Source organism: Flavobacterium sp. DSR3-2 (genome assembly GCF_049896525.1).
Classification (GTDB): Bacteria; Bacteroidota; Bacteroidia; order Flavobacteriales; family Flavobacteriaceae; genus Flavobacterium.
Genome location: NZ_JAFCUM010000005.1, coordinates 73,528 through 86,400, shown reverse-complemented (window position 1 = coordinate 86,400; position 12,873 = coordinate 73,528). Strand labels below are relative to the sequence as shown.

The following is a 12,873-nucleotide window of genomic DNA, read 5'->3' as shown; positions in this document are numbered from 1 at the left end:
ATAAACATTTTAGTTGTGCTAATATAAAAAAACTCGCCTAATTATTTTGGACAATCCGTAATTATAACGTTTTTTCAAATTCTATATTTCTTCCTAAATTTATTTTCCATAAAAAAACGCTCTCGAAAAGGAGAGCGTTCTATCTATTTTAAAAATCTTATTTCAATACTGTTTATGCTTTTATATACGCGTCATCATGCACACTCGACACCGCTCTTCCGGAAGGATCATTCATGTTTTTGAACGCTTCATCCCATTCCAATGCAATTTTTGTACTACATGCAACGCTTGCTTCTTGTGGAACACACAAAGCCGCTGCATCACTCGGAAAATGCTCATGAAAAATGGAACGATAATAATATTCCTCTTTAGAGGTAGGCGTTTGTAAAGGGAACTTGTATTTAGCATTTGCTAATTGTTCGTCTGAAATTTCAACAGCTACAACTTCTTTTAAAGTATCAATCCAACCGTATCCTACACCGTCACTAAATTGTTCTTTTTGTCTCCAAGCTACACTTGGCGGTAACATCTCTTCAAAAGCTTTACGAACCACCCATTTTTCCATCGGATGTTCTGCATTTATCATTTTATCTTGTGGATTGATTCTCATCGCCACGTCCATAAATTCTTTATCTAAAAATGGCACACGTCCTTCAATTCCCCATGCTGCTAAACTTTTGTTCGCTCTTAAACAATCATACATGTGAAGTTTTCCTAATTTACGCACATTTTCTTCATGGAATTCTCTCGCGTTTGGTGCTTTATGAAAATACAAATATCCTCCAAAAAGCTCATCTGCTCCTTCACCTGATAACACCATCTTGATACCCATTGATTTAATAACTCTTGCCATCAACCACATTGGTGTCGACGCCCTAATTGTAGTCACATCATACGTTTCCAAGTTATAAATTACATCTTTAATTGCATCTAACCCTTCTTGGATAGTAAATTTAATTTCGTGGTGAATGGTTCCAATGTGATCCGCTACTATTTGCGCTGCTGCAAGATCCGGAGAACCGTCTAATCCTACCGAAAACGAATGTAATTGGGGATACCAGGCATCGGCTACGTCTCCAGATTCAATACGTTTTTGTGCATATTTTTTGGCTACAGCCGAAGTAATTGAAGAATCTAATCCTCCAGAAAGTAAAACTCCATAAGGCACATCGCTCATCAATTGTCTGTGAACAGCTGCTTCTAAAGCGACTTTAATATCATCAATGTTGGTTACGTTGTCTTTTACAGCATCATAATCAACCCATTCCCTTTTGTACCACTGTACAAATTCGCCATCTTTACTTGACATATAATGACCAGGAGGAAACAATTGAATTTTGGTACAATATCCTTCTAATGCTTTCAATTCTGAAGCAACATAAAAAGTTCCGTGTTCATCCCAACCAATGTATAATGGAATAATTCCCATGTGATCTCGAGCGACAAAATACTCATCATTTTCGACATCATAAATGGCAAATCCGAAAATCCCGTTCATTTCATCTATAAAATGAGGGCTTTTTTCTTTGTAAAGTGCTAAAATTACTTCGCAGTCACTTTCAGTTTGAAAGTTATATTTGCCTTCAAATTGTTTACGTAATTCTCTGTGGTTGTAAATTTCACCATTTGCTGCTAAAATAAGTTGTTTGTCTTCACTAAACAACGGTTGTTTCCCAGAAGCAGGATCAACAATTGCCAAACGTTCGTGAGACAAAATGGCTTTTTCATTACTGAAAATTCCGCTCCAGTCCGGTCCACGATGACGGATAATTTTAGACATTTCTAATACTTGAGGTCTTAAAACTTCTGCTTTTTGTTTTAAATCAAAGGCACATACTATTCCACACATAACTATATATTTTTATTGTTCTGTTTATTTTGATAGGGCAAAGATGGAGTTATAGTTCTAATTGAAAAACACAAATGCCATTTTTAGTTATAAATAATAACTAAAAAAGAAAATTTGTGTTTAAAATGTAACTAAAAGATAATAAAAACAGAATTGAAGTTGTGGATTGTAAAAAGAAACGCAGGTGAGATGAGTTTTATTCAATATTCTCCACCAAATACTTCGTCCCATTAATCTCAAAAGTAAAACCTTCTTGATTTCCCATGAGTTTATTTCCCAAAGGCGATTGTGGTGATAATGCGATAATATTGATTCCATCGATATTGATTTTAGGAAGCGCCACACTCAGATACAAATAGATTCCGTTCGCTTTTATCAAACTCCCCAAAATAATTGTTTCGGCAATTGTAACAGCATCAATTTTATCCAGAACTGTTTTTTGATCCAGTACTTCTCTCAATTTACGATTTAGTTTTTCCTGCTCAATGTGCATCATCGATAAGGCGGTTTCGTGTTTGTCTCCGGCAGAACCTTTAGCGTCATTTTTAGAATCTTCGGTAAGCGCCACAATCATGTCTTTGAAAACGTCGATTCGATCCTGAACTAATTGCAGGTAATGAATATGTATTTTTTGTTTGAAGGTCATAGGTTTTTTTGGAGTGCGGATATTTACCATCCGGTGGTTATTCTAGAATTATTTGTAGTTTGTTTTTAAAATAAAAATTTAAGGGACATAATTCATTGGTAACATATCTCCCAATTTTCTCGTCGCTAAATCTCCCCCAAACTCAATCTTATCAGCATCTGAATTGTTTCCATACTCATCTACATAAAAAACATTTGTTAAGAAAATCACTTTTGATTGTTTCGTTTTCTTGTAAAGAAAATTAAAATCGGCATAAAATCTAGGTTTAGAGCCAGCTAAAAGGCCTTCATATTTAATATTCGAAGCAATACTGATCTTCTTTAACTTTCCTTCATTGGAAATTGTAAAATAATTTTCTGGAATATCCTGAAAACCTCCTTTGAACAATAAAAAAAGATCTTTACCCCAACGATTTTCCGAAAGATTTTTAAAGAGATGCATCGAAGAGCCATTGTATACATTATCCCTGATTTTTTTTATTTTAGATTCTTTATTTATCTCATTAAATAATGTTGTTCCCAAAAATAAGCTTTTAGTTACGTCTTCATTTTTTATACTCTTTTTACGAAATTTAACATAAAATTCATACAAATCGAATTCAATTTGATAACCTAAATATGGATTATCAATTTTTAATGGCTTATCTGATTTCGCAAATAAAGTATTTGTTTTATAATCATATTCAAATTCAATATCCTCTTCATTATTAATTTTACATGATTTTCCAGCCTTTGTAGTTCCTAAAAACTGATCTCTAAACAATTGCATTTTTTGGCTCCTTGTAAAATAATCTTTTCTTATGACAACCTCATCAAGTTCGACTTGCTTCGCGACTAAATAAATTTTTCTGTTGTTATTTTCAAAAGGGTTGGCAATACCTACTGTTTCATAACCCATAGACCGGATAATCAATGAGGTATTAATTTTACTCTTCACACTCAAAAAATATTTCCCATTTTCATTGGTCAAAGTAGCTATTGTGGTTCCATCCAAATAAACCGACGCTCCTACCATTGGCATTTTGTTTTCGTCAAAAACGGTTCCTTCTATGGTTTGACAAAAGGTATTTAATGAAAACAAGAAAATAAAAATTAATAATATTTTTTTCATATTACAAAAAATTAAATCAATATTCTTCACCAAAAAATCACCGAAAGGTACTCATAGAAACTACGATGTTCTCCAAGTTTTTTTTATTACGGTTTCTGTGATTTTGTGTCTACTTCGTAGTTAAGTAAAAAATTAAAAATCAAATTTATAGTTCACGCCTAAAATCACTTGAAAACCTTGAACTGGATAATTTAACCATTTTTGGTAGGCATTATTAGTGATATTATTGGCTCTTGCAAAAGCAGTCAATCGGTCACTGTATTTGAAACCAACATTTGCATTGACATCAAAATACGATTTTAAAGTAAAAGGACCCGGCTGAACTACATATACAAAATCAGTATTTATCTGAAAATCTTTTCGCTCGCCAACGTAAAACACATTTGCACCAGCAAACCATTTTTCAGTTATATTAAAATCAAGATTTGAATTTATTTTAATCGCCGGCAAGTTCCAGGCTTCTTGCTGAAAATCATTCGTAAAACTACGGAAAGTTCCGTTGATTCCAAAAGACACATTTTTAGAAAAATCGGCTTTTAATTCTCCGTAAAAACTCAATGTTTTCATATCGTCATACACCACTTGAAAGGAATTTCCAAACGCATAATCTTCATTACCCGCATTTTCATTATAATCATTGCTTCTAAATAATGCTTTATTTCTTTCGTTGACGTACGAAGCTTTAACATTATAACTTACATTATTAGTCAATTTCCCTTTTAATCCGGCAAAAACATCATACTGCTGATCTGTTGGTGTAATACTTAATGTAGGGGATAAAAAAGGATTTTCGTCTACAAAATCCTGATATGAATTTTGTTTTAAGTTCCCTTCGGCGCCAGCATAAAAAATCATCAAATCGCCAACTACTTTATACGAAGCATTGAATTTTGGATAAATATAAAAGGAATTACTGCTGTTTTGATTGTCCATGCTATATATAAATGCAGCACCAATATTTAGCGTCCAGTCGTTCTCCTGCATCACAAAGCTTGGTGAGATTCCGAAATTTGTAAAGCCGTATTTCATGGCTTCCGTATTAGTATTTAAATAATTTTTCTTGAAATTACCTCCTACATAATCTACAATTAAATCCGTTTTCACAGCACTTTCCATTACGTCAAATTCAATTGTAGGCTTTGCATAAAATCGATTTTCAGAAGATCCGGAAGCATCCGAAAAATGGTTGTATTTAAGACTTGTTTTGTTTAAAATACTTTCGTTAAAAGCTACATTTCCGCCTAACGATATAGTTCTGTATGTTTGCTGCGGATCAATTGCATTAATCAACATCACTTGATCCTGAGCTGATAAAGTACTCCCAAATTCTGAAGGCAATCCATACCAGTTATAAATTTGGTTTTGGTACCCTAAATCCAAATTCCATGACACGTCTTTTTGATTTGAACCGTACATCAAGTTCAGAGCCGTATCGTAAAAACGATCTTCTAACGCTACATTTTTGATTCCGCCTTCTGACGAATGATGACGAAACATACCGCCAACATAATCCGTAGTATTAAGATCATGATTTACGAATAATTCGCCAATAAAAGTTCCGTAATTCCCAACACCAAAAGTGGCATAATTTTTAAATAAATGCGCTTGTTTTTCTTTCTCTACTCCTTCTGCTTTTCCTTTTGATGGGGTAAACGTTGAAGCTACCGGAAAAGAAAAAATGGAATACTTTATAATTTCTTTTTTGGCATTTCCTTCCTCATCCAGTTCCGGAATTTCTTTGACCTTGAAAGCATCCGAAATTTTTGGCGTATACGGTTTCACAACATTTACTGTTTCGGTGCCTATTTGCTCTTTCTTTTGTGCAAACGAAAATTGAGAAAGCAAAAGAAACAAAATCCCAACCGCAACTCTCCCCGAAGGGCAGGTTGCCATCAATGTTTCTATCTTATTAATAAATGATGTTATTTTTTTATCTTTAAATGTCATGTTTTATTTTTTTACTTCTTAATTTGTAATTCGTCCTTTCTAATCTTCAATTTATACCTCCCATTCGCCTTTTGCAATAAATTGCGTTTTGCCACCAATTTTTATCTCAAAATGATTATTCGTTAATTTCCCATCAAAATAAATCTGGGACGGTCTTCTTATAAAATCACCCTGGTGATTGATAATTTGGATTTGTGGCGCATCATATTTTAAAAGAAAAGCCTGTAAACAAGTGCTTGCACTTCCCGTTGCCGCATCTTCAATAAGTTGATTGTTTTCAATACACAGCATTCTGCTACTGAGTTTTGCATCTTCTAAACAATAAAAATACAACGCTCTGTGATTGGTTTTGCAGTGTGCATCCAACCAGTCGTTCATTTTATCCTTATCCAAAATCAAATTCTCCAATGCTTTTATATTTTTGACAGGAACAATTACAAAAGCGCTTCCTGTAGTCACCTCCTGAATGGGAAATTTGGCATCGAGGTCACTATTGCTTAAATTGCTAAACGATTCAAAATCATCTGCTGAAAAAATATCCAAAAATTCCGGTTGTGCAGCCTGCAGCCAAACCAAATCTTCCGATTGATACACTGGAATTTCACCAATTGGAACCGATAATGAAATCTTTTCTGGTTGCTGCTCAAAAATCTTATTCATCAAAACCCATGAAGTTCCAATAATTGGGTGACCGGCGAACTTCATTTCGTGCTCTGGAGTAAAAATTTTGATGGTTGCCGAATTGTTTTCAGCATCAAGCTCGGTTATAAAAGTGCTTTCCGCAAAGTTTATTTCTCGCGCAATTTCCTGCATCTGTTTGTCAGTTAACAAATCGGCACCTGAAAAAACTGCGAGTTGGTTCCCCGCATATTTTTTTTCTGCAAAAACATCAACGATATAAAAAGATAGACTCATTCAATTTGTTTTTTTGGCTTTCGATTATTTAAAAATTTACGCTTGATTTAAGTTGTTTTCCAACTTCTAAACCTTGATTTCTTACTTTGTAATCGATGAATTTGTTTTAGATTCTTCCGCCTTTATAGCGTTCAATTCTCTTTGTGCATCTGAAACGACATCTGGAAAATCAGTAAAATTTTGAATTACATTTTCTAAAATATAGGTTGCCTGATAACTGTCTTTCAGTCCGTAAAAGTTTTTCGCCATCAATACTAATCCTTTGGCTCCAAAATATTTATAACTGGAATAATTCTTCGCTAATTTTTGAACTGCAGTATTGGAAGCTTCAAATTTTTCGTCTTTATTTTTAAAATAAGCATCATAATACAATGCTTCAGCTGCTAATTCTCCTTTGGCAATCGTCATTAATTTTGCATAAGCAACTTTCGCCTTCGCTTCATCACCCGTTTCAATTGCCGCACGTGCAATGATAATTTGTGCATCACTTTTTACATTATCATCTGTTTTTGAATTCATCAAAACCTTCTCGGCATAAATAACTGAATTCGGATAATCTTTTTTATCATAATACAATTTCATCAAGTTCGATTGTGCAAATGTTTTGTTCTGAGAAGTATCTGCTTCATTTTCTAAACGAGTCAAAATCAGAATTGCTTTTTGATCCTCTTTGTTTTTAAGGAATATTTGAGCCAATCTTGACAACGATTGTTCAGTAAATTCACTTCTGGATTGTGCAACTACATATTCATAATTAGGTGTCGATTTGCTTTCTGACCCGTCAGCATAATACAATTGCGCGAGGTAATAATTAGCTTTCAAAGTATGAATCCCGCGAGGAAATTGGCTTACATAACCGCTAAATCCTGCAATTGCCTGTTTAACATTATTTTGTTGAAATTGTTTTTCAGCGGCTTCATAAGTGTCATTGTCCAATTCTGCATCCGTTACCGCAACAAAATCCAATGTTCGAACCCAAGTTGCATATTCATCTACTCTACCATTGTCGACATAAATTAATCTAGCAGTCGCAACCGCTTCCAAAGCTTCCGGAGTTCTAGGAAAATCAGCCGCAACTTTTTTAAATTTCAACAATGCCTGCTCGTCTTTATCAGTGTTATAATAAACCAATCCCTGACGCAAAATAGATCTGGAAGTGAAAGATCCTTTTTTAAATTCCGTATTTAATCGGTCGTATGTTTTTACAGCAAGTTCATTTTTATTCTCAGCAACATAGGTATTTGCCAATTCAAAAAGCGCATCGTCCCTGTATTCTGATTTTGGATAAAATTGTAAAAAAGCATTTATCTCATCAATTTTCTTATCGTTTTTAGCCATAAATCCATAGGAAATTGCTTTTTGGAAATACGCATAATCCGCATCTACACTTTTAGATTCGATTACCTTAGTATATGCCTCCATTGCGGGACCGTATTTTGAAGTCACAAAACGGCAATCCGCCAAACGCAAATACGAATCATTCAAACGCACTTTATCACCAGGCGCTTTTTCTATTTGTTTTTGGAAATAATCACCTGCTTGATCGTATTCTTTCAATTTAAAATACGTGTACGCAATATTGTAATTACTGTTTTTAAATTCCGGTGTTGTTGCGGCTTGATTTGAACCAATGAATTGCTTGAAACTCAATAACGCCTCTTTGAAATCATTTAAAACATATTCAGACTCTCCTTTCCAGAAAGTAGCTCGGGCAGTAAAAACAGCATCTTTTTGTTCGCTCATGGATTTCGTGAACATCTTCATTGCTTCCGGATAATTTCCATCAGTGTGTAATTCTAAACCTCTATAAAAAAGCACTTTTTGGTACGCTAATTTATTTTCTGGCGCTTTATTTTTTTCCAATAAAACTAAAGCTTCTTTGTAGTTTTTAGAAGAAATATAAGAATCTATCAATAATTTCTCCACCTCAGAACGGCTTGCATTATCTGGATATTTTTTCAAAAAAGCCTGCAGAACCGAAGGAACGCTTTGATACGAATTCCCTAATTCATAACTTAACTTAGAATAATTCAAACTGGCGTCTTCTTGAATGGCTGCATCAAAACTCATTTCCGATGCATTTTTGAATGCGTTCAAGGCTTGTTGCTTTTTATCAGTATTCAGGTAACTTTCTCCCAAGTGATAATAAGCATTTTGTGCTACTAAATCTTTCCCTCCAATGATTTTATTGAACTGCGAAATCGCATTTTCGAAATCTTTTTGTTTGTAATACGCATAACCCAATTGGTAAAAATCAGTATTACTCCATTTCCCTTTTTTTCCTTTATAATCTACTAAATATGGAATTGAAGTATCGTATTTTTTTAAATTAAAATAACTTTCACCAATGATTTTATTTAGTTCTGATTTTTCCAAAGGAGTTGATTTAGCCATTGCTTTCTGCCCCAAATCAATTGCTTTTTGGAAATTCCCCAGCTTAAAATTCATATCTGCCTGATAATAGGAAAGCTTTTCTTTGTACTTCTCCTCGCCCGAAACTTCGTCAAAATACTTCGTTGCCTGCTTGTAATCATCTCCTTCATAGGCCATAAATCCCAAATAATATTTGGCTTGAGAACCATATTCGGCAGAATTAACGACCTTATTCAAATATACTGTAGCTTCCTTTTTCTTTTTGGCATTAAAAAAACTATAACCTTTCTGGAAATTGAATTTATCTTGGTCTTTTCTGCTTAAACTGCTTTCGTCTACTTTATCAAACCATTGTAACGCTTGCGGATAATTTCCTTGGTTAAAATGATAATGTGCCACCTCAATATACGCCTGATTTTGCTTTACGCTCGTAGGATAATCTGAAACAAATTGCTCCATCAATTCATCCGCATTGGACTGATTGGTTCGAATGGCGCAATTAGCGGCATAATAGGCACAATCTGATTTCAATTCTTCAGTAGCTGCAGTTTCCTTCACCTTATTAAAAATAAGTTGCGCCGATGCATATTGCTCATCTTTGAATAAAGAAACCGCTTTATTAAAATCTTTAGAATCGTGAGTATAAATAGTTGATTTTTGTGCCGAAATACTGGCCGTTATAATAAAAAAGGATAAAAAATAGCCCCAGGAAAGTTTTTGCATTGCGATTTTATTTTAATAATTCAAATGTATTGTATTCTGAACTCTATAACGAATCCGTTTTGGCTTTTATTATGATTTTTTTTCACAGTTTGCAATTAAAGCGACACTGCGTATGATTAATCAAATCAAGCCGCGCCAGTTTTTCGTAATGTTTGTAATTTTTTAAATTCTACCTAATAGAATAGAATTTATTTTGAATGGAAGCGTTATCTTCTTACTTTTACCCAATAAACAAATGCAAATTATGTCACAATCCGTACTGTCTTTAAAAAATGTAACTATTTATCAAGAAGAAAAAACTATTTTAACAGAGGTAAACTTGGAGGTAAAACATGGTGAATTCCTATACATCATTGGAAAAACAGGCTCCGGAAAAAGTAGCTTAATGAAAACTTTATATGGTGATTTACCTTTAACTGACGGAGAAGGTCACATAGTAGATTTTGATTTAGCCACCTTAAAGGAAGATGACATTCCGTTTTTAAGAAGAAAGATTGGAATCGTTTTTCAGGATTTCAAATTACTTCCGGACCGTACGGTAAACGAAAATATGTTGTTTGTTCTGAAAGCAACTGGCTGGACCGAGAACGTAGAAATGCAAAATAAGATCGACGAAGTTTTGAATAAAGTGGGAATGAAAGATTTTGGCAAAAAAATGCCCCATCAACTTTCTGGAGGAGAACAACAACGTGTAGCCATCGCTCGCGCTTTGCTGAACGATCCTGAATTAATCCTTGCGGATGAACCAACAGGAAACTTAGATCCACAAACAAGTGCCGAAGTATTGGAAGTCCTGAAAAAAATCAATGCCAATGGAAAAACCATTATTATGGCAACACACGATTATGCACTGTTAATGAAATTCCCTTCGAAAACATTAAAATGTGAAGACTCCAAAATTTTTGAAGTGATTCAGCAGCGAACAGCGTAATGCTTTCGTTACTAATTCCGGTTTATAATTACAATGTTTATCCGCTGGTTTCGGAGTTATACAAACAATGTTTAGATTGCGGAATAACGTTTGAAATTTTGTGCCAAGACGACGCTTCACAATCAAGTTTGAATGCATTTAATGAGCATGTAAATGCATTACCAAATTGCAGTTTTGTCTCCTTAAAAGAAAATCTAGCACATCGTGAAAACAGAAACTCCCTCGCTGAGCAAGCAAAATTTGATTATTTGCTTTTTATAGACGGGGACTCAATAATTATTCATGAGCATTACATAAAAAAATATATTGATAATCTCCAAGATTTTGATATTGTTTATGGCGGCAGGTTGCATCCTGAAAAATGCCCTTCCGACAACCAAAAACTACGTTGGAAATACGGAAGATTTATTGAGGACAAATCTTCTGAAAACCGAAAGAAAAAACCGTATCAATCGGTGCTTTTTAATAATACCATCATTAAAAAAGACTGTTTCAAAAAAGTAAAATTTGATAAAGACACAAAAAAATACGGTCATGATGACACCCTACTTTCGTATCAATTGAGTTTATTACAAGTGAAGATAAATCATATTGAAAATCCAGTTGAACATGGCGATATTGATACTAATTTAGTTTATCTGAATAAAACCAAAGAGTCTTTAGAAAATTTGATTTTGTTATATAAAGAGAATAAAATCACTATTGAGTTTGTGCGATTATTACAATTGTATCACTTTTTAAAAAGAACAAAATCCTCTTTTAGTATTTCAAAAATTCATACCCTTTTTGAAAAATATCTAGTACAAAATTTGACTGGAAACAATCCTAATTTAGTTCTTTTCAATTGGTTTCGAGTGGGTTATTTATGCTCAATAAATCAGAAAAATTAATTCTTTTTGATTCCAATAAATAATTGGTTCCAAGTTTCCATAATAGCATCGATATGGTATTTTTCACTGGCTAATTTTGCATTTTTTCCCATTTCTCTTCTTAATGCCGCATTTTCTATTAAAGTCTCAATCGCTTTTATATAATCTGACTCATTGCCATTTTCGATCAAAAAGCCGTCTTCGTTTTGAGAAATTATTGCTCTTGGTCCGCACGGACAATCGTAGGCTATACAGGGCAATCCAGAAGCCATCGCCTCAATTAAGACCATTCCAAAACCTTCAAACCGAGACGTCATTAAATAAAATGAAGCGTCTAAATATTTTTCGTTAATATTCTGAACCGGTTCATAAAAAATAACATTATTCAAAATATTTAAATCTTCAGCCAACAATCTTAAATTGTTGTTTTCAGTCGATTTTCCATAAATTTCAAGTGTCCAATCGGAATGTTTTTGAATCACTTTTTGCCAAATTTGTAACATTCTGTCCAATCCTTTTTCATAAGAATGACGTCCAACAGCAATTACTTTCTTAGATTTTAAATCAGAAGAAGTAGTTGGTTCAAACCATAATGGATTAGGAATTACAACACCATTTTTCACATTCCATTCTTTCAAACTCTCCTTTGATAAGGCAACAAACTTGGTAAACCTTTTAGCAGCTAATTTTTTGAAAAGTATTTTAATTTTTGTCGAAACAAAATATTTTGTTGGTTCTTTTTCCTCAATATATTTAGAACTGTGGCACTCAAAAATAATCGGCGTGTTTGTGTTTAAAATAAAAGGAACTAAATAGGCTTTTAAACCGTTGTCACAAACAATGATAACATCCGGTTGAATGGTTTTAATTTTACTTTTTAACCCTTTTGAAAAAGAATTAATAAACTGAAAAAAGCTACCATTTAATAGCAAATCGTGATAAAAAATAGTAGAATTAAAAGAATAAAACAAAGGAGAAAAGCCTTCATTTTGAGTTAAAATATGTACTTCATATCCTGATTTTTCTATTAGATAATTCGTTTTTACCGAAAGCACTCTGGCAACTCCGCCTTCGTTATTTATGTTGGGAACAATGTAGAGAAGCTTCATTTTTTTGACTCCAAAAATGCACCAAAATCCCGAATATAATCGGCTTCTTCAAAGGTATCCGATGCCAACACTAAACAAACGGCTCCCGAGGAAAAATTTTGCAATTCTCTCCAAATCCCTGTTGGAATCAGTAATCCAACATTTGGCTTATTCAATACAAATGACTTTTTTACAGCACCATCCTGAAGAACAACCTCAAAACTTCCACTCAAAGCAATTAAAAGTTCTTGTTGAAGGATATGTGAATGTCCGCCTCTATAAGCGTTGCTTGGCACATCAAAAAGATAATACACACGCTTGAACTCAAATGGCAAAAAATCCTTTTGAATGAAGGCTAAATTTCCTCGCGTATCTTCTACAACGGGGATTTTTAGGAGCTGTATGGCGTCAAGAGTTGTCAT

The 12,873-nt window shown here is 33.7% G+C and carries 10 protein-coding genes; 2 read left to right on the top strand and 8 right to left on the bottom strand.

The annotated features are described in order from the left end of the window. Positions 1 to 172 precede the first annotated feature (172 nt). The 6 genes from asnB to ACP7AV_RS08430 all read right to left on the bottom strand — a co-directional run bounded on the left by asnB (position 173) and on the right by ACP7AV_RS08430 (position 9,563). Positions 173 to 1,849 carry an asparagine synthase B gene (asnB, locus tag ACP7AV_RS08455; protein ID WP_426091575.1) on the bottom strand — a complete coding sequence of 559 codons (1,677 nt, stop codon included), beginning with the start codon at positions 1,847 to 1,849 and terminating at the stop codon, positions 173 to 175. A 196-nt stretch (positions 1,850 to 2,045) separates the two neighbouring features. Beyond that, the gene (locus ACP7AV_RS08450) at positions 2,046 to 2,495 is read right to left on the bottom strand and encodes a hypothetical protein (protein WP_426091574.1); all 450 of its coding nucleotides are present in this window, start codon (positions 2,493 to 2,495) and stop codon (positions 2,046 to 2,048) included. A 78-nt stretch (positions 2,496 to 2,573) separates the two neighbouring features. Beyond that, complete coding sequence (locus tag ACP7AV_RS08445; RefSeq protein WP_426091573.1) at positions 2,574 to 3,605, bottom strand: carboxypeptidase-like regulatory domain-containing protein; 1,032 nt, start codon at positions 3,603 to 3,605, stop codon at positions 2,574 to 2,576. Positions 3,606 to 3,737: 132 nt separating this feature from the next. Beyond that, entirely contained in the window at positions 3,738 to 5,498 is a 1,761-nt protein-coding gene (locus ACP7AV_RS08440; RefSeq protein WP_426091652.1) for a TonB-dependent receptor, read from the bottom strand. A gap of 105 nt (positions 5,499 to 5,603) precedes the next feature. Continuing rightward, positions 5,604 to 6,467 carry a PhzF family phenazine biosynthesis protein gene (locus ACP7AV_RS08435; RefSeq protein ID WP_426091572.1) on the bottom strand — a complete coding sequence of 288 codons (864 nt, stop codon included), beginning with the start codon at positions 6,465 to 6,467 and terminating at the stop codon, positions 5,604 to 5,606. Between the two features lie 81 nt (positions 6,468 to 6,548). Then, complete coding sequence (locus tag ACP7AV_RS08430) at positions 6,549 to 9,563, bottom strand: tetratricopeptide repeat protein (RefSeq protein ID WP_426091571.1); 3,015 nt, start codon at positions 9,561 to 9,563, stop codon at positions 6,549 to 6,551. Between the two features lie 244 nt (positions 9,564 to 9,807). Between ACP7AV_RS08430 and ACP7AV_RS08425 the strand changes: the two genes are divergently transcribed. Further along, positions 9,808 to 10,494 (top strand): cell division ATP-binding protein FtsE, encoded by a 687-nt coding sequence (locus ACP7AV_RS08425; protein WP_426091570.1) that lies wholly within the window; start codon positions 9,808 to 9,810, stop codon positions 10,492 to 10,494. After that, complete coding sequence (locus ACP7AV_RS08420; RefSeq protein WP_426091569.1) at positions 10,494 to 11,384, top strand: glycosyltransferase family 2 protein; 891 nt, start codon at positions 10,494 to 10,496, stop codon at positions 11,382 to 11,384. Before ACP7AV_RS08425 ends, ACP7AV_RS08420 begins: the two co-directional genes overlap by 1 nt. On the opposite strand, the gene ACP7AV_RS08415 is transcribed toward ACP7AV_RS08420, so the two are convergent. Both ACP7AV_RS08415 and ACP7AV_RS08410 read right to left on the bottom strand, forming a co-directional pair. After that, a complete protein-coding gene (locus tag ACP7AV_RS08415; RefSeq protein WP_426091568.1) occupies positions 11,381 to 12,472 on the bottom strand; it encodes a glycosyltransferase family 4 protein in 1,092 nt (363 codons plus the stop codon). The two genes, ACP7AV_RS08420 and ACP7AV_RS08415, sit on opposite strands and share 4 nt — an antisense overlap. Continuing rightward, entirely contained in the window at positions 12,469 to 12,873 is a 405-nt protein-coding gene (locus ACP7AV_RS08410) for a sugar 3,4-ketoisomerase (protein ID WP_426091567.1), read from the bottom strand. The genes ACP7AV_RS08415 and ACP7AV_RS08410 overlap by 4 nt, the downstream gene beginning before the upstream one ends.

Excerpts from the sequence above, each read along its gene's own strand:
- asnB (WP_426091575.1), bottom strand. The coding sequence starts at position 1,849 with ATGTGTGGAATAGTATGTGCCTTTGATTTAAAACAAAAAGCAGAAGTT.
- ACP7AV_RS08450 (WP_426091574.1), bottom strand. The coding sequence starts at position 2,495 with ATGACCTTCAAACAAAAAATACATATTCATTACCTGCAATTAGTTCAG.
- ACP7AV_RS08445 (WP_426091573.1), bottom strand. The coding sequence starts at position 3,605 with ATGAAAAAAATATTATTAATTTTTATTTTCTTGTTTTCATTAAATACC.
- ACP7AV_RS08440 (WP_426091652.1), bottom strand. The coding sequence starts at position 5,498 with ATGGCAACCTGCCCTTCGGGGAGAGTTGCGGTTGGGATTTTGTTTCTT.
- ACP7AV_RS08435 (WP_426091572.1), bottom strand. The coding sequence starts at position 6,467 with ATGAGTCTATCTTTTTATATCGTTGATGTTTTTGCAGAAAAAAAATAT.
- ACP7AV_RS08430 (WP_426091571.1), bottom strand. The coding sequence starts at position 9,563 with ATGCAAAAACTTTCCTGGGGCTATTTTTTATCCTTTTTTATTATAACG.
- ACP7AV_RS08425 (WP_426091570.1), top strand. The coding sequence starts at position 9,808 with ATGTCACAATCCGTACTGTCTTTAAAAAATGTAACTATTTATCAAGAA.
- ACP7AV_RS08420 (WP_426091569.1), top strand. The coding sequence starts at position 10,494 with ATGCTTTCGTTACTAATTCCGGTTTATAATTACAATGTTTATCCGCTG.
- ACP7AV_RS08415 (WP_426091568.1), bottom strand. The coding sequence starts at position 12,472 with ATGAAGCTTCTCTACATTGTTCCCAACATAAATAACGAAGGCGGAGTT.
- ACP7AV_RS08410 (WP_426091567.1), bottom strand. The coding sequence starts at position 12,873 with ATGACAACTCTTGACGCCATACAGCTCCTAAAAATCCCCGTTGTAGAA.